Raw genomic sequence first — 15,569 nt, 5'->3', positions numbered from 1 at the left:
CGCGCGCGGGGCGCCGTCCAGTAGGATTGCCGCGGGAATGTGGCGGAAAGGGGTCCGGAAGGGGCTGATTTTCCGGCGGTTTGACGATTGGCTGCCGGGGCACCGGGGCTGGCCTTCGGGGGGCGGGCGGTGCAAGCTCTGCGCCAGCAGAGAAGATTCCCGAGGGAGGACAACAATGGATCTGGGTATTTCGGGCAAACGCGCGCTGGTCTGTGCCAGCAGCAAGGGACTGGGGCTGGGCTGTGCAGAGGCGCTGGCGGAGGCCGGTGTGAATCTGGTGATGAACGCCCGCGGGGCGGAGGCGCTGGAGGCGTCGGCGCAGGCGATCCGCGATGCCTATGGCGTGGATGTGGTGACGGTGGCCGCCGATGTGACCTCGCCGGAGGGCCAGCAGAAGGTGCTGGAGGCGGCTGAGGGCGTGGATATTCTGGTCACCAATGCGGGCGGGCCGCCGCCGGGCATGTGGACCGACTGGGACCGCGAGGATTTCATCAAGGCGCTGGATGCCAACATGCTGACCCCGATTGCGCTGATCAAGGCGCTGGTGCCGGGGATGATGGAGCGCGGCTGGGGGCGGGTGGTCAATATCACCTCGGTCTCGGTCAAGTCGCCGATCCCGGTGCTGGGGCTGTCGAACGCGGCGCGGGCGGGCTTGACCGGCTATGTGGCGGGCACCGCGCGGCAGGTGGCAGGCAAGGGCGTCATCATCAACAACCTGCAGCCGGGCATTCACGCCACCGACCGGGCGGAGGCGCTGGACGGCGGCGCGGCCAAGGCGCAGGGCATTTCGGTGGAGGACGCCAAGGCGCAGCGCTGTGCCACCATTCCGGCGGGCCGCTATGGCACCCGTCAGGAATTCGGCGCGACCTGTGCCTACATGTGCTCGCAGCACGCGGGCTTCATGGTCGGGCAGAACATCCTGCTGGACGGCGGCGCCACCAACACCACGATGTGAGGAGAGCCGGATGGCCAGCGGGTTTTCCCTGAAGGACCAGCTGTTCAACCGCGACAAGGTCCGCTATCTGGCGGGCCTTTTTTCCGCGGCTGAGGCTGGGTTTGATGCTGAGGCTTTCGAGGCTGAGGTGATGGCAAAGATGCCGGCGCTGGAGCTGAAGCAGCGGATCACGCTGATTGCAGAGGTGCTGGCGGGGCATCTGCCCGAAGCCTTGCCCGAGGCCGCGCCCATCGTGCTGAAGGCGCTGCCGCCGCCGCTGGACCCGGACAAGACGGATGACGATTTCGGCGATTTCATCTTTGCCCCCTTGGGGGAGTATGCCGCCGCGCGGGGCCTGGAGGCGCACCGGGATCTGTCGCTGGATATGCTGGAGGAGATTACCCAGCGGTTTTCGATGGAGTGGGCCATCCGCCCCTTCCTGAACCGCTGGCCTGCTGAGGTGCTGGAACGGATGGACGGCTGGGCCGGGCACAGCAGCTACCACGTGCGGCGGCTGGTGAGCGAAGGCACCCGCCCGCGGCTGCCCTGGGGGGAGGCGGTCGGGCTGCAGCTGGGGGGTCCGCTGCCGCTGTTGGACCGGCTGCACGGGGACGGCACGCGCTATGTCACCCGCTCGGTAGCCAACCATTTGAATGACATTGCCAAGAAGGATCCGGACCTGGTGATGGACCGGCTGGAGGGCTGGCGCGCGGCTGGACAGCAGGACCGCAAGGAGCTGGACTGGATGACCTCCCACGCCCTGCGCGGGCTGGTGAAGGCGGGCCATCCGCGGGCGATGGCGATGCTGGGGTATGATCCGGATCTGGCCTTGGACGCGGTTGTCACTGTTCCGGCAGCCGTGCGCATCGGCGAAGCTTTGGACCTTTCGTGCCGGTTGGAGGGGGCTGCGGGTGCGCCGGTGCTGGTGGATTATATACTTCATTTTCAGCGCCCTGGCGGTAAGGCTTCGGCCAAGGTGTTCAAGCTGAAGCAGGCCAGGATCACCGGCGGCACGCTGGAACTGGGCAAGAAACACAAGCTGAAGGGGGATGCGACGACCTTCAAGCTGGTGCCCGGGCCGCACCGGGTCGAGCTGATGGTGAACGGCAAGGTGCGCGCCGAGGCCGCGTTTGAGCTGCTGCCGGAAGGTTGAGATAACGCAACCACTACTCTTTCGCCCGGCGGCACGCCGGGCAGCACCCGTCCGCCCCCATGGGCGGGCGCCGCCCTCAGGCCTTGTATCGCACGCTCCTTCACAGTTGCGTCAGACCTCCCGCCGGCCCGATTGCCCGGGTGCCCCGGTGCCGCTATCCCGATGGTTCGCAACCATCAGGAGAGGCGCTCCCATGAAACATGAAAATGTGCAGACTTATTACGGCGAGGTGCTGCAGGGCAGTGATGACCTCCAGACCAACGCCTGCTGCACGCCGGACGGCATGCCGGACTATGTGAAGGCAGTTTTGTCCAAGATCCATGACGAGGTGCTGACCCGCTACTATGGCTGCGGGCTGATTGCGCCGGAGGCGCTGGAAGGCGCGCGCATCCTTGATCTTGGCTGCGGTGCGGGCCGCGACGTCTATGCGCTGTCGGCGCTGGTGGGGGAGCATGGCAAAGTGGTGGGCGTCGATATGACGCCCGCGCAGCTGGAGGTGGCGCAGCGCCATCAGGACTACCACGCCGAGGCCTTTGGCTATGCCAAGCCGAATGTAGAGTTCCGCCACGGCTATATCGAGACGCTGGAGGAATTGGACCTGGAGCCGGAGTCGTTTGACATCATCGTCTCCAACTGCGTGATCAACCTGGCCACCGACAAGGGCGCGGTGCTGCGCGGCGCGCATCATCTGCTGAAGGAGGGCGGGGAGATGTATTTCTCCGACGTCTACGCCGACCGCCGGGTGCCCAAGGCGATGGCGGAGGATGAGGTGCTGTACGGTGAGTGCCTGTCCGGGGCGCTGTATTGGAATGACTTCCTTTCGATTGCCAAGGAGTCCGGGTTCAAGGACCCGCGGATAGTGACTTCGAGGCTTTTGACGATCGAGAACCCGGTGCTGGAAAAGCGGGTGCAGCCGCTGAAATTCCTGTCTGCCACTTACCGGCTGTTCAAGCTGCCAGCGCTGGAACCCGCGTGCGAGGATTACGGGCAAGCGGTGATCTACAAGGGCACCATCGAGCACGCACCGCATCGTTTCATGCTGGACGATCATCACGTGATTGAGGCGGGCAAGGTGTTCCCGGTCTGCGGCAACACCTGGATGATGCTGCAGAACACCCGCCTGGCGCCGCATTTCGAGTTCATCGGCTCATTTGAGACCCATTACGGGATTTTCGAGGGTTGCGGCGGCAATTCGCCCTTTAACGGGCTGGAGCAGGACGGCGCTGCACCGGGGTGCTGCTGAATTGATTTGAATGAACCGCCCGGCCGAAGGCCGGGCAGCGCCGGTCCCGCCCCCCGTCATGCCGGAGGCGTGCTTCCAGCACGACGCGGGCGCTTCGCTTCCTGCCCCGCCGGGACCGGCGCTGCCCTCATCTGCATGTCTTGTGCGGGCAGACCGCTTGCGGCGGCTGAGCAGGGTTGCTATCCCGGCGTGAACCCAAGCGTTTTCATCGGAAACAGCCCTGAGGCCTCATGAACAAAGCCCCCGCCGAGATGCACAGCACCATGGCCCCGCCGCGGCTGGAGATCCGCAACATCCGGCGCTTTTTCGAAGGCCGCGCGGTGGTCGACGATGTCTCGCTGCAGATCCAGGCGGGGCAGGTGACCTGCCTGCTGGGCCCGTCGGGCTGCGGCAAGTCCACCACGCTTCGGATGATCGCCGGGGTGGAGATGCAGGACAGCGGCGAGATTTATGTCGATGGCAAGCTGATCTGCGACACCGTGTTCAGGGTGCCGCCGGAGCGGCGCGAGATCGGGCTGATGTTTCAGGACTTCGCCCTGTTCCCGCACTTGAGCGTTGCGGACAACGTCGGCTTTGGCCTTAAGGGCAGCAAGGACGAGAAGCGCGCGCGGGTCGAGGAACTGCTGAACCGGGTGTCGCTCAAGCGCTTTATCGACGGCTACCCGCACCAGCTGTCGGGCGGCGAGCAGCAGCGGGTGGCATTGGCCCGCGCGATTGCGCCCAGGCCGCGGATCATGCTGATGGATGAGCCGTTCTCGGGCCTTGATAACCGCCTGCGCGACGGCATCCGGGATGAGACGCTGAGCCTTCTGAAGGAAGAGGACGCGGCCGTCCTGCTGGTCACGCATGAGCCGGAAGAGGCGATGCGGATGGCCGATGAGATCGCGCTGATGCGCGGCGGCAGGATCGTGCAGCAGGGCGCGCCCTACAACGTCTATACGCATCCGGTGGATAAGGCGGCGGTGGCGTTTTTCAGCGATGTGAACGTACTGAAGGCGGAAGTGAACGGCGCCCTGGCGCGCACCGCGTTTGGCGAGTTCCTGGCGCCGGGGGTGGCGGATGGCACCAAGGTGGAGATCGTGTTCCGGCCGCAGCATCTGCGCATCGACTTCGACCGCGGCGGCCAGGGGCCGCTGCCGACCCCCAGCGACGGCGTTGCCGCGCGGGCAGTGGTGGAGCGCGCCCGGTTTCTGGGCAGCGAGAGCCTGGTCGAGTTCCGCATGGACTTTGACGGCTCGATCCTCAAGGCGACGGTGCCGAATGTCTTCCTGCCGGAAAAGGGCCGGGTGATGTGGCTGACGGTGCGCCGTAACCGCTGTTTTGTCTTTCCCGCTTGAGGCTTAAGGGGCATTCTGCACCCGGTGACACAGGAGGCGCAGATGCAGGGCAGCTATCAGATCCGGGTGTTGACGCCTGCGGAAATCGAGACCGCAGTGGACTGGGCCGCGCGCGAAGGCTGGAACCCCGGCCGCAGCGATGCCGCGTGTTTTGCCAGCGTTGACCCTGAGGGGTTCTGGGGCGGCTTTCTGGACGGGCAGATGATCGCCTGCATCTCGGTGGTGAATTACGGGCAGGAGTTTTCCTTCCTCGGCTTTTACATCGTGGCGCCGGAACACCGCGGGCAGGGCTATGGGTATGCGCTGTGGCAAAAGGCGCTGGAACATGCCGGGAGCCGGGTTGTCGGTCTCGACGGGGTGGTGGATCAGCAAGGCAATTACCGCCGCTCGGGCTTTGAGCTGGCATACCGAAACATCCGGTTTGGCGGAGTGCCTGCCGGGGCGCCGGAGGCGTCTGCGGATTTTGACCTGTCGCCGCTGAGCGCCGCAACGGCGGAGCTGGAGGCGCTGGACGCCCGCGTCTTTCCGGCACCGCGCCGGGCGTTCTGGCAGCAGTGGCTGGGGGCGGAGGGGCATCACTCCTTTGCCGCGTTGCGGAACGGCAGCCTTGCGGGCTTCGGCACCCTGCGGCCCTGCGGCAGCGGCTGCAAGATCGGGCCGCTGGTGGCTGAGACGCGCGGCGCGGCGGAGGCGGTGCTGGCGCGGCTGCTGCAAGAGCTGCCCGCGGGGCAGGAGGTGTTTCTGGATGTGCCAGAGCCGCATTTGGCGGCGATGGATCTGGCACGCGGCCTGGGGCTGGCGCCGGTGTTTGAGACCGCCCGGATGTACCGGGGCACTGCACCGCAGCTGGAGACGGATCTGATTTTCGGCGTGACCAGTTTCGAACTCGGGTAGGGGGCGCTGCCCCCGCCGTCTTTGGATAGGGGCTCCGCCCCGTTCAGCCCTGAAACCGTCCACCGGACGGTTCCCGGGACGGGCTTCACCCCCCCCGGAGTTTTTTTGGAAAGATGAAGGCTGGAACCGCGGACAGGGTGCCGGCAGCGGTCAGCGCAGCGCGCGTGCGTACCGCAGCAGCAAGTGCGCCAGCGTGCAGACGGCAAGAATTGCCAGAAGGCCGAGGCCGCGTTCGTAAACGCCGTCGATGCCGGTGGGCAGGAAGAAGAACACCGGCGCCGTCAGGACCCACAGCACTGCAATAGCCCTGAGCAGCCACGTGTAGCCCTGGCCCATTTGGCCTGCGGCGCGCGCCATCGCCCAGGGCGCGACCGCCATCAGCACGCCTAGCGCGTAGACCAGGTAAATGTGGATCACCACGCCCTCGTTGTCGCTGTCGCCGTATTCATTGCGCGCGCCGACCAGGAAGACGATCAGCCCCATCAGGGCAAAGGCGACGATTCCGAAACTCCAGCCGCGTCCGCCCAGGTGCACATGGGCGGCGGCCACGGCGATGGCCACCAGCGCGGCGGAAAAGGCGTAAAGCCCCGAATCGACGATGAATTCATAGCGGCCGGCGCCAAGATCGCTGATCGTGTCCGCCACCCAGTCATGGCCCGGCACGATGACATCGGCGGCAACCACCGAAGCCGCCAGCAGGACGCAGCCGAGGACGGCGTAACAGGCGAGCAGAGTGATCAGGGTGGGGGCGATGTACGGGGAGGGAGGGAGCGGTGTGTGGGACATCGGCGCTGGATCCTGTTGCTGTCAGCATCTCAACGCGACGGGGAGGCCAAGTGTTCCGCGCCTGCGGGGCAACCTGCGGAGGCGGCATTGGGTGCTCTCTGGAATACGGTCGAGGCAGCGCCCGCGGAAATGCAGGTTGGGAGCGCTGCCCCCGCCGCCGGTGGCGGCTCCCCCGGGATATTTTCAGCCAGATGAATAAAGGATCTCAGGCGCCGTAAGGGTCGTAGTCCTGCAGGCGCTTGCCAGGCTCGTCCACGAACAGCTCTGGCAGAGCCTGCGCGTCCTCGATCAGGTCGACCCGGAACACCCGGAAATCCTCCCGCGTTTCGCACCAGGCGGTCAGCGTCCAGACCCGGCCCCAGTATTCCATGTGCAGCGGGCGGATCTTGCGTTCGGTCAGGGTGCCGTCGATCCGGCGGTAGGTCAGTTGCAGCTTCTGGCGGGCTTTGATCGCGGCCCGCAGCGTGGGCATATGGGCAAAACCGCGGGCGGCATCGGCAAAGGGGTAGACTGCGAATTTCCAGGCATCGGCCTCGGCGATGGTCTGTTCGGGCAGCACCGCATCCACCTTGGCCGCCAGCGACAGGGCGGCGGCCTTGAGGTCCGGGTCGGCGGCCTCTGCCACAATCGCCATGCCGAGGTTCAGCGCCTCCAGCTCTTCCGGTGTCAGGGTGAGGGGCGGCAGGCTGATCTGTTCGCGCACCATGTAGCCGACGCCGCGCTCTCCCTCCACCGGCACACCGGAGGCGACGAGCGTGTCCATGTCCCGATAGATGGTGCGGGTGGAGACTTCCAGCCGGTCGGCAATGTCCTGGGCACGGTGCAGTTTCCCGTCGCGCAGGATCTGGATGATTTCGAAAAGGCGGTCGGTGCGGCGCATGGGCCTAGCCTTTGCGCAGGGGAGGGAGGAGGTCAAGGGCTGCGCCCGGCCCGGGGACCTGCGGGCGCAGCCCCGGGGTGTTACGGCGCCATCTGCCACAGCACCTCTTCATGGCGCATGGCTGCGCTGTCCGGTGCAAGCGCCGCCACCACCTCGGGTGCGAAATCCTGCTGCATGAAGGTCTGCGCCACCTTTTTCGCCGTCGCCATGTCCTTCCACACCACGTAGTCGGTCCATTTGCCGTCCTCGCCCTGGCTCAGCTGACGGGTGACAAAGCCGTCCTGGGCCCGCACGAACCCTTCGGTGCGCTGCATCAGGGCGGTGAAATCCGCCGCACTCACGCCATCGGCCAGTTTGAAGGTCACGATTTCGGCGACATGTTTGCTCATCACGTTTCTCCTTGAATGCTGTGATGGGGTGGATTTACCGCCTTGCAACTGACATAAACCTGTCAGTTGAATGCTGGCGGGCGGCAAAAACTGCGGAATCCGGCTTTGCGGGGCTCTTCTGCCCGGCTTGTTGCTTTCGCTCAAAGCGGCCCGCGCGCTAAACCCGTAGCGAACAATTCCACCGGCGCCGCAAATCCGCGCCGGATCACGTAAGGAGAGACTCTCATGCTCAACAACATCGGCCTGCCTGGCCTGCTGCTCATCGCCGTTGTGGTTCTGGTCCTGTTCGGCCGCGGCAAGATTTCCTCGCTGATGGGCGAAGTCGGCAAGGGCATCACCTCGTTCAAGAAGGGTATCAACGAAGGCTCCAAGGAGCTGGAGCAGGACGCCGCGGACGTGGCCAAGGACGTCACCCCCGAGACCGAAAAAGACAAGGCCTAAGCGGCCATGTTCGATCTTGGGTGGACTGAACTGCTGGTCATCGGCGTTGTCGCGCTGATCGTCGTCGGCCCCAAGGACCTGCCGGTGCTGTTCCGCAACGTGGGGCGGTTTATCGGCAAGGCCAAGGGGATGGCGCGCGAGTTCAGCCGGGCGATGCATGACGCGGCGGATGAGGCCGGCGTCAATGAGGTCGCCAAGGGCCTGAAAGCCGCTTCGAACCCCGTGGGCACAGCCATGGACGGGGTCAAGCAGGCGGCGCAGGAGATGGCCTCGTCGATCGACCCGACCAAATTCGACCCCGGCAGCGAGACCGGAAAGCTGGCAGCGCAGCGGGCCGAGGATGCCAAGAAAATCCAGGCCTCCACTGCGCGCGCTGCAGCGGAGCGCAAGGCGCGCGAAGCAGAAGAGGCGCTGGCCAAGGCGGAAGCCGCTGAGGCAGCGCTGAAGACGGATGAAGAGGCCAAATCATGAGCAAGACGGATGAGATCGACGACTCAACCGCACCGCTGATCGAGCATCTGGCCGAGCTGCGCACGCGGCTTATCCATTCGGTGCTGGCCTTTATCGTTGGCATGGTGATCTGCTTCACCGTGGCAACGCCGGTGTTCAACTTCCTCACCGCGCCCCTGTGCGAGGTGCTGGCCGAAAGCGGTCAGGACTGCGCGCTGATCTTCATCAGCCCGCAGGAGGGTTTCTTTGTCGCGATCAAGATCTCCTTCCTGGGCGGCTTTATGCTGGCGTTTCCCTTTATCGGGTTCCAGCTGTGGCGGTTTGTGGCGCCGGGGCTTTACAAGTCCGAGAAGGGGGCGTTTCTGCCGTTCCTGGTGGCCTCGCCCTTCATGTTCCTGCTGGGCGCGAGCTTTGCGTTCTACGTCGTTACCCCGCTGGCCTATGACTTCTTCCTGGGCTTCCAGCAGTTCGGCGCCTCTGGCGAGGCGATCACCGGCGAGGAGGTCAATCAGGGCCTCAGTGTGGTGTTCCAGGGCTCCGCGCAGGAGTATCTGAACCTGACGATCAAGTTCATCGTGGCCTTTGGCCTGTGCTTCCAGCTGCCGGTTCTGCTGACGCTGATGGGCAAGGCCGGGCTGGTGAGCGCCGAAGGTTTGGGATCCGTCCGCAAATATGCGGTGGTGGCGATCCTGGTGCTGGCCGCACTGGTGACGCCGCCGGATGTAATCACCCAGATCATCCTGTTTGTGGTGGTTTACGGGCTCTATGAGATCTCGATTTTCCTGGTTCGCAGGGTTGAGACCAAGCGCGAAGCGCAGCTGCGCGCCGACGGCTACTATGACGACGAGGACGAGATGGATGCGCATCCCGACGATCCTCTGATGGCTGAGTTCGAGGCCGAGAACGGCAAGGACAAGTAAGCCGCTGACGGTTCAAGACAGAAAGGCGCGCCAGCGATGGCGCGCCTTTTTCTTGTTGGCCGGCCGAAAAAGGGACCGGTTCACGCAGCACCCGTTGCCTCCGAAAACAGGGTTTCCCCGGATCAACCCGGCGCGGGCCGTAATCTGCTACAGTGGGCGTGCTGGTTTTGTTAAATAAGTTCATCAGGGGGCCGGGTGGCGGGCAAATCTCCGATATCGAGCGGCAATTCTCTCCGATCCGAGTACGAAGAAGCCCTGTCGCTGTGCGGGCTCGTGGATGATGTGCAGGCGCCGCATCTGCTGGAGGCCCGCCCGTACCGGTTTGCAGAAGGCGAATTCATCTGCCGCCCGGGCGATCCGGCCCATTGCCTCTGGATCATCGTGAACGGGTCCGTTGCCGTGAAACTCGGCGAGCAAACCCTTTTTGTCCGGCGGCGCAACGAGGTGATTGGCGAACAGCATCTGGCCGGCAACGGCTATCAGCGCGTCTATGGTCTTGTTGCGAATGAAAGCACCGTGGAAGTCCTGATCATCGAAAAGGACAAGATCGCCGCGCATCCGGAGGCCGGGACAATCTGGCGCAATATCGCAAAGATCATCTCGATCAAGCTGCGGGACGCCAGCCGCAAGACCGCATCGCTTGGCCGCCAGTTGGCCGATGATACGCGCATTCTGCACGCCTATACGAACCCCTATGCCCTGACCCGGCGGCTGCAGTCCGGGGGGGAGCATCAGGCGGAATACCTGGTGGAGCGCGCGGTGATCTGGTTTTCCGACGTGGTGAATTTCAGCAGGTATACGCTCAAGACCGCACCGGAGCGGGTGGCAGATATCGTGCAGCGGTTCTTCAATGCGCAGACGGAGCCGATCCTGGAACACGGCGGCCATATCGACAAATTCATCGGCGACGGGCTGATGGCGTTCTGGGTCCTGCCGCGCAGTGATCAGGACGCGGGCCAGGCCTGCATGGACGCCGTGCAGGCCGCTGAGCAGTCCACCGCAAACGTCGCAGACATCAAGATCGGTGCCGAACCCTTGTCGCTGCGAGTCGGACTGCACATCGGGCTGGTGGTGAGCGGCGATTTCGGATCGGCCACCCGGCACCAGTTCACCCTGATCGGGCCGGAGGTCAACAAGGCCGCCCGGCTGGAACAGGTCCAGGCCGCGGACATAATCGAAGGCGAGGGGCGCTTGGGCGCGGTCCGGATGAGCCGGGAGTTCTGGAGCGAACTGAGCGGCGCAAAGCAGCGGGTTTTCCGGAACCGGTTTCTGGTGCAGGCGAAGAACATCGGGGAAACCGAGATCCTCACCAACTGAGTTTGCCAGCGCGGGGCGCGGGCACGGCAAGGGCAAACGGCCAGGAGATGAATTGAGATGGACAAGCGCACACGGGGCGGTGCGCCTTTTTCCTTTGCCGGGCCAGTCCCGGCCAGCCAACACGCTTTCGTGAACCTCCCGCATCCAGGTATCTTTACCCCTGGCCATGCACCATGTTTGGGCAGTGTTTGAGTGTTGGGAGGTTTCCATGAGTAAGTTTCTGACTGCATTGTCCTGCGCAGCTGCCTGTTCGATTGCATCCGTGGCTGTTGCCGAAGATCCGCCGATGGGGTTTTTCGTCACCTCCGTTGGCCTTGGTGACGGCGGTAACCTTGGCGGGCTGGACGGCGCGGACGCCCATTGCGCCAGCCTGGCAGAGGCGGCGGGCTCTACCGGTCGCACCTGGCGCGCGTATCTGAGCACTCAGGAGGAGGGCCAGCGCGGCATCTCGGCCCGCTCGCGCATCGGCACCGGCCCCTGGTACAATGCCAATGGCGAGCTGATCGCGGTGGATCTGGACCAGCTGCATATCATGCCCAACCTGTACTTGCGCACAGCCGTCGATGAAAACGGTAACCGCATCAAGGGCCGCGGCGAGGATCCCAATGAGCATGACATCCTGACCGGCACCCAGGCAGACGGCACCGCCTATTTCCCCTGGCAGGAGGGCGATATGACCTGTTCGAACTGGACCTCCAACGGCGAGGGCTCGGCCACGGTTGGCCATCATGACCGCCACGGCGGCGGCAATACGTCCTGGAATGCAGCGCACAACTCCCGCGGCTGCAGCGCCGAAAACCTGCGCTCCACCGGCGGTAACGGGTATTTCTACTGCTTTGCAGCGGATTGAGATACCGGCCCGGGTTGTGTCCAGCCCCTCTTGCCGCCCCTCCCGGAACATGCTTTGAAATCCGGCAACTGACGGAGGGAGGCACCCCATGGACCAGATTGCACTGACCCGCATTGCTGAGGCGCTGGAGCGGATGTCGCCCGCGCCTTTGGAAACACCTGATTTCAACGTGGCCAGCGCCTTTGTCTGGCATGTAGGGCCGGAACGGCTGGAACCTGTGGCTGAGATCAACCGGGTGGATCTGGACCTGCTGGTGGGCATCAACCGCTCGCGTGATACGCTGCTGGAGAACACCCGCCGCTTTGCGCAAGGATATGCCGCCAACAATGCGCTGCTGTGGGGCGCGCGCGGCATGGGGAAGTCGAGCCTGGTGAAGGCGGTGCATGGGGCGCTGGCTGGGGATCATCCCGATCTGAAGCTGGTGGAGCTGCAGCGCGAGGATCTGCCCTCGGTGGCGCGGCTGCTGAACCACCTGCGCGGCTCGGAACACCGGTTCATCCTGTTCTGCGATGACCTGTCGTTCAGCCATGACGACCAGCACTACAAGAGCCTCAAGGCGGTGCTGGACGGCGGTATCGAGGGGCGGCCGGAGAACGTGGTATTTTTTGCAACCTCCAACCGCCGCCACCTGATGCCGCGGGACATGATCGAGAATGAGCGCTCCACCGCCATCAACCCGTCGGAAGCGGTCGAGGAGAAGGTGTCACTCAGTGACCGGTTTGGTCTGTGGCTGGGATTCCATCCCTGTGACCAGGACGAGTACCTGGCGATGATCGAGGGCTATTGCGCGGCATACGGTGTCGAGGCGGACGCGGACACCCTGCGGGCCGAGGCGGTCGAATGGCAGGCCACCCGCGGCGCGCGCTCGGGCCGGGTCGCGTGGCAGTTCTTTACCGATCTGGCCGGGCGGCATGGGGTGGCTTTGCGCTAGGGCACATGCGGCGTGAAAGTCTCCGAAATGAAAAAAGCCCGGCCAAGCGGCCGGGCTTTTGTGAGTTAACAGGGCTTTGCCGCCGTCAATTCAGGTAGTTCAGCGGGTCGATGCTCTCGAACCCGTCGCGCACTTCGAAATGCACATAGGCGTCATCGCCGCCGCGCAGCGAGGCGATGCGCTGGCCGCGGGCGACCGACTCGCCCTTTTTGACGGTGATGTTGCCGACGTTCTGATAGACCGTCAGCAGCTTCTGGCTGTGGCGGATCACCACGATCGGCACGTTGTTGGAATCCTTGGTGATCGCGGCCACGGTGCCCGCTTCGGCGGCATTCACGGGCGCGCCGGGCGCAGCGGCGATGTCGATGCCGTCATTGCGGCCTTTGGAGTAGGTCTTGATGATCTTGCCCTGCACCGGATAGGCCATCGCCGCGCTGCTGGCGCGGGTGGGTTTAGGCAGCTCCGGCTTGGGCAGGGTTTCAGCCGCGGGTTTGACTGCGGCGGGCTCGACCTTTTCCTCCGGCAGCGGCTGAGTGGCGCTGGGCGGCACCGGCGTTTGGGTGCCTGCGCCGGGTTCGGTCACTGCAACGGGGGCTGCGGCAGGGGTCAGCTCAGCTGCCGGCTGCTCTTTCAGCGGGATCAGCAGGAACTGGCCCTCGCGCACGGCAAAGTCGCTGCCCAGGCCGTTCCATTCCGCCAGCGATTTCACCGGTACCTGGTAGAGCCTCGAGATGGTATAGGCGGTCTCACCGCGTTTCACCTTGTGGCGCACCGGCTCCGGGCCGCGCTGCACCTTGGCGGGCTGCGGCTTGGGGGTGGGCTGGATCGTGGTGGTGGTCACCGAACCCGGGTTGGGGGAGGTGAGCGGCGCGGTCTCGATTGCCTGGCCGGCCAGGGTGGCGATATCCACCGATCCCGGGGTGGCGCTGCCGCCTGAGGGCAGGCTGGCGGGGGCCCGGCGCGGCAGGGCCAGCACTTCGCCCTGGCGCATCTTGTCGCCGGTCTCCATGCCGTTGTAGCGGGCAACTTCCTCCGGCGGCAGTCCGATGCGCGCGGCCACGTCCGAGACGGTGTCGCCGCGTTGCGCCACCGCCACCTGGTAGGAGGGGTAGGTGATCAGCCCGCGGGCATCAGGCGAGGGGCGGCTGGAGGTGGCCGACTGGGCGGCAGTTGCGGTGTTAAAGGCGCCAAGCTGGCCGCGCAGGTCATAATCCAGCGGGCTTTGGCAGGCCGCCAGCGCCCCGGCCAGCGGCAGCAGGGCCAGCAGCCGTGCGCGGGGCCGCACGAAACGGGGCAGCCCGCGGGATGCGGTCCGGGTGGAGGTGGTCCGGGTCATCTTGCTCTCCTCAAAACACGCTTCCCCTTTTTCGCGGGGGTTCTCTCGCGTCAATCACTATAGCCGATGCGATCCAGCCGGCGGCCGAATTCCGCCGCCAGTTTACGGGGGCGGCGCAGGAATATCAAACGCAGCTTGCGGAAATGCGGCAGCAGCCCTAGCTGTCCTTGCCCAGCCCTTCGAGCAGCGGCACGAAACGCACCGGGCGCAGCTCGTCATATTCCAGCCCGTCCCCGGTTTTGCGCACCCGGATCAGGGTCTGAACATGGTCCGACTGGCCCACCGGCAGCACCATGATGCCGCCGGTCTTGAGCTGCGCCAGCAGCGGGCCGGGCGGGTCCTCGGCGGCGGCAGTCACGATGATGCGGTCGAACGGCGCCTGGTCCGGCAGCCCGTGGCTGCCATCCCCCACCAGCGAGGTCACGTTGGAGAGCCGCAGCTTATCGAACACGGACCGCGCCTCGCCCACCAGCCGGGCGTGGCGGTCGATGGTGTAGACCCGGCGCGCCAGCTTGGACAGGATCGCGGCCTGGTAGCCGGAGCCTGTGCCCACTTCAAGCACGGTATCGCGCGGCGAGATCTGCAGCGCCTGGGTCATCATGCCGACGACAGAAGGCTGCGAGATGGTCTGGCCGCAGGCAATCGGCAGCGGCACGTCCTCATAAGCGCGATCTGAGAAGATGCCGCGCACGAACAATCCGCGGTCGATCTCCTCGATCGCCTCCAGCACCTGCTGGTCGGTCACCCCGCGCGAGCGCACGGAGTACAGGAACTGCATCTTGGTTTCCGGATCGGGTCCGCTCATTGCTGCGCTCACTCGTCCGTCCATTCGACCGCCTTCAGCGCTTGCAGGGCATCGTGCGCGGTCAGGTCGGCGCGCATCGGGGTGACGGAGATGTAACCGTCCAGGTTGACCGCAGCGTCGGAGCCGGGGGTGGCCTCGACGTGCTGGTTGCCGCCGCGGATCCACAGGTAGCGGCGTCCGGTGGGCGACAGCTGCTCCTCGGCCGAAAAATGGCAGCCGTGGCGGTAGCCCTGCGGCACGACGCAGGAGCCCTTGACGTCCGCCGCCGGGACCGGCGGAAAGTTGATGTTGTAAAACAGCCGGTAGTCCTGCGCATCCTGCGGCTGGGCGGCCAGGATTCTCTTGATCAGGGCGGCGCCGTGCACCGCGGAGGCCTCAAATGGATTGTCCGTCTCGCGGTTGGCCGGGCCGTAATACTGCGACAGCGCCATCGCCGGGATGCCCTGCAAAGCGGCCTCCATCGCGCCGCCCAGTGTGCCGGAGTAAAGCGCGTTTTCCGCCGAGTTGTTGCCGCGGTTCACGCCGGACAGCACCAGGTCGGGCCTTTGGCCGTGCATGACAACGTGCAGCCCCGCCAGCACGCAGTCGGCAGGCGAGCCTTCGGCGGCAAAGCGGCGTTCGCTCAGCTGGCTGAGCATGGTGGGGCGGGTGTAGCTGATGCAATGGGCGACGCCGGACTGCTCAAAGGCCGGTGCCACGGTCCAGACCTCGCCATCGGGGCCTGCGACTTCATGGGCGATGGATTCGAGGATGGTGAGCCCTTCGGCGCTGATGCCGTCGTCATTGGTGATCAGAATGCGCATGGGGTGTCTGCCTGCCGTCTTCAACCGGGTTTTCGATTGAATAGGACCTGTGCCGGAACGGGGCAAGGTTTTCGCGGGGGGAAGCGGCATCCGCCGAAAA

General features: G+C 65.2%; 17 protein-coding genes. 11 read left to right on the top strand and 6 right to left on the bottom strand.

Features of this window, described 5'->3' with window-relative positions; genetic code table 11:
* Window positions 1-175 precede the first annotated feature (175 nt).
* The 5 genes from AC5STI_RS07190 (at window position 176) to AC5STI_RS07170 (ending at window position 5,561) form a co-directional block, all read left to right on the top strand.
* On the top strand, window positions 176-955 hold the full coding sequence (locus tag AC5STI_RS07190) for an SDR family oxidoreductase (protein ID WP_495446183.1): 780 nt from the start codon (window positions 176-178) through the stop codon (window positions 953-955).
* Window positions 956-965: 10 nt separating this feature from the next.
* Complete coding sequence (locus AC5STI_RS07185; RefSeq protein WP_495446182.1) at window positions 966-2,087, top strand: YhaZ family DNA alkylation repair protein; 1,122 nt, start codon at window positions 966-968, stop codon at window positions 2,085-2,087.
* Window positions 2,088-2,280: 193 nt separating this feature from the next.
* Window positions 2,281-3,330: a methyltransferase domain-containing protein gene (locus tag AC5STI_RS07180; protein ID WP_495446181.1), complete on the top strand. Its 1,050-nt coding sequence runs from the start codon at window positions 2,281-2,283 to the stop codon at window positions 3,328-3,330.
* Window positions 3,331-3,560: 230 nt separating this feature from the next.
* Entirely contained in the window at window positions 3,561-4,667 is a 1,107-nt protein-coding gene (locus AC5STI_RS07175) for an ABC transporter ATP-binding protein (protein ID WP_495446180.1), read from the top strand.
* Window positions 4,668-4,709: 42 nt separating this feature from the next.
* Window positions 4,710-5,561: a GNAT family N-acetyltransferase gene (locus AC5STI_RS07170; protein WP_495446179.1), complete on the top strand. Its 852-nt coding sequence runs from the start codon at window positions 4,710-4,712 to the stop codon at window positions 5,559-5,561.
* Between the two features lie 150 nt (window positions 5,562-5,711).
* Here the strand turns inward: AC5STI_RS07170 and AC5STI_RS07165 are convergent, their stop codons facing one another.
* The 3 genes from AC5STI_RS07165 to AC5STI_RS07155 all read right to left on the bottom strand — a co-directional run bounded on the left by AC5STI_RS07165 (window position 5,712) and on the right by AC5STI_RS07155 (window position 7,616).
* Window positions 5,712-6,347 (bottom strand): DUF998 domain-containing protein, encoded by a 636-nt coding sequence (locus AC5STI_RS07165; RefSeq protein ID WP_495446178.1) that lies wholly within the window; start codon window positions 6,345-6,347, stop codon window positions 5,712-5,714.
* A 205-nt stretch (window positions 6,348-6,552) separates the two neighbouring features.
* Window positions 6,553-7,227, bottom strand: a complete 675-nt coding sequence (locus AC5STI_RS07160; protein WP_495446177.1) for a helix-turn-helix transcriptional regulator — start codon at window positions 7,225-7,227, stop codon at window positions 6,553-6,555.
* A gap of 80 nt (window positions 7,228-7,307) precedes the next feature.
* Window positions 7,308-7,616: a hypothetical protein gene (locus tag AC5STI_RS07155; RefSeq protein WP_421053507.1), complete on the bottom strand. Its 309-nt coding sequence runs from the start codon at window positions 7,614-7,616 to the stop codon at window positions 7,308-7,310.
* A 225-nt stretch (window positions 7,617-7,841) separates the two neighbouring features.
* Here AC5STI_RS07155 and AC5STI_RS07150 point away from each other — a divergent pair, with 225 nt between their 5' ends.
* From AC5STI_RS07150 to AC5STI_RS07125, 6 genes are all read left to right on the top strand, one after another.
* Window positions 7,842-8,057 carry a twin-arginine translocase TatA/TatE family subunit gene (locus tag AC5STI_RS07150; protein WP_174144998.1) on the top strand — a complete coding sequence of 72 codons (216 nt, stop codon included), beginning with the start codon at window positions 7,842-7,844 and terminating at the stop codon, window positions 8,055-8,057.
* A gap of 6 nt (window positions 8,058-8,063) precedes the next feature.
* Window positions 8,064-8,528, top strand: coding sequence for a Sec-independent protein translocase protein TatB (tatB, locus tag AC5STI_RS07145; protein ID WP_475052889.1), 465 nt, complete (start codon window positions 8,064-8,066; stop codon window positions 8,526-8,528).
* Window positions 8,525-9,427 (top strand): twin-arginine translocase subunit TatC, encoded by a 903-nt coding sequence (tatC, locus tag AC5STI_RS07140; protein ID WP_495446176.1) that lies wholly within the window; start codon window positions 8,525-8,527, stop codon window positions 9,425-9,427. Before tatB ends, tatC begins: the two co-directional genes overlap by 4 nt.
* A gap of 195 nt (window positions 9,428-9,622) precedes the next feature.
* Window positions 9,623-10,744 (top strand): adenylate/guanylate cyclase domain-containing protein, encoded by a 1,122-nt coding sequence (locus tag AC5STI_RS07135; protein ID WP_495446175.1) that lies wholly within the window; start codon window positions 9,623-9,625, stop codon window positions 10,742-10,744.
* A 208-nt stretch (window positions 10,745-10,952) separates the two neighbouring features.
* Complete coding sequence (locus AC5STI_RS07130; RefSeq protein WP_495446174.1) at window positions 10,953-11,594, top strand: hypothetical protein; 642 nt, start codon at window positions 10,953-10,955, stop codon at window positions 11,592-11,594.
* An 88-nt stretch (window positions 11,595-11,682) separates the two neighbouring features.
* Window positions 11,683-12,525, top strand: coding sequence for an ATP-binding protein (locus AC5STI_RS07125; RefSeq protein WP_495446173.1), 843 nt, complete (start codon window positions 11,683-11,685; stop codon window positions 12,523-12,525).
* An 85-nt stretch (window positions 12,526-12,610) separates the two neighbouring features.
* Here AC5STI_RS07125 and AC5STI_RS07120 read toward each other — a convergent pair whose 3' ends face one another.
* The 3 genes from AC5STI_RS07120 to surE all read right to left on the bottom strand — a co-directional run bounded on the left by AC5STI_RS07120 (window position 12,611) and on the right by surE (window position 15,469).
* Window positions 12,611-13,861: a peptidoglycan DD-metalloendopeptidase family protein gene (locus AC5STI_RS07120; protein ID WP_495446172.1), complete on the bottom strand. Its 1,251-nt coding sequence runs from the start codon at window positions 13,859-13,861 to the stop codon at window positions 12,611-12,613.
* Between the two features lie 157 nt (window positions 13,862-14,018).
* Window positions 14,019-14,666 carry a protein-L-isoaspartate(D-aspartate) O-methyltransferase gene (locus AC5STI_RS07115; protein ID WP_495446171.1) on the bottom strand — a complete coding sequence of 216 codons (648 nt, stop codon included), beginning with the start codon at window positions 14,664-14,666 and terminating at the stop codon, window positions 14,019-14,021.
* An 8-nt stretch (window positions 14,667-14,674) separates the two neighbouring features.
* On the bottom strand, window positions 14,675-15,469 hold the full coding sequence (gene surE, locus AC5STI_RS07110) for a 5'/3'-nucleotidase SurE (protein ID WP_490399239.1): 795 nt from the start codon (window positions 15,467-15,469) through the stop codon (window positions 14,675-14,677).
* Window positions 15,470-15,569 lie beyond the last annotated feature (100 nt).

It is taken from the genome of Leisingera sp. CC-HEC096, from assembly GCF_059429235.1.
The sequence above is the reverse complement of the archived record's forward strand: the minus strand, read 5'-3'. Positions and strand labels throughout refer to the sequence as shown.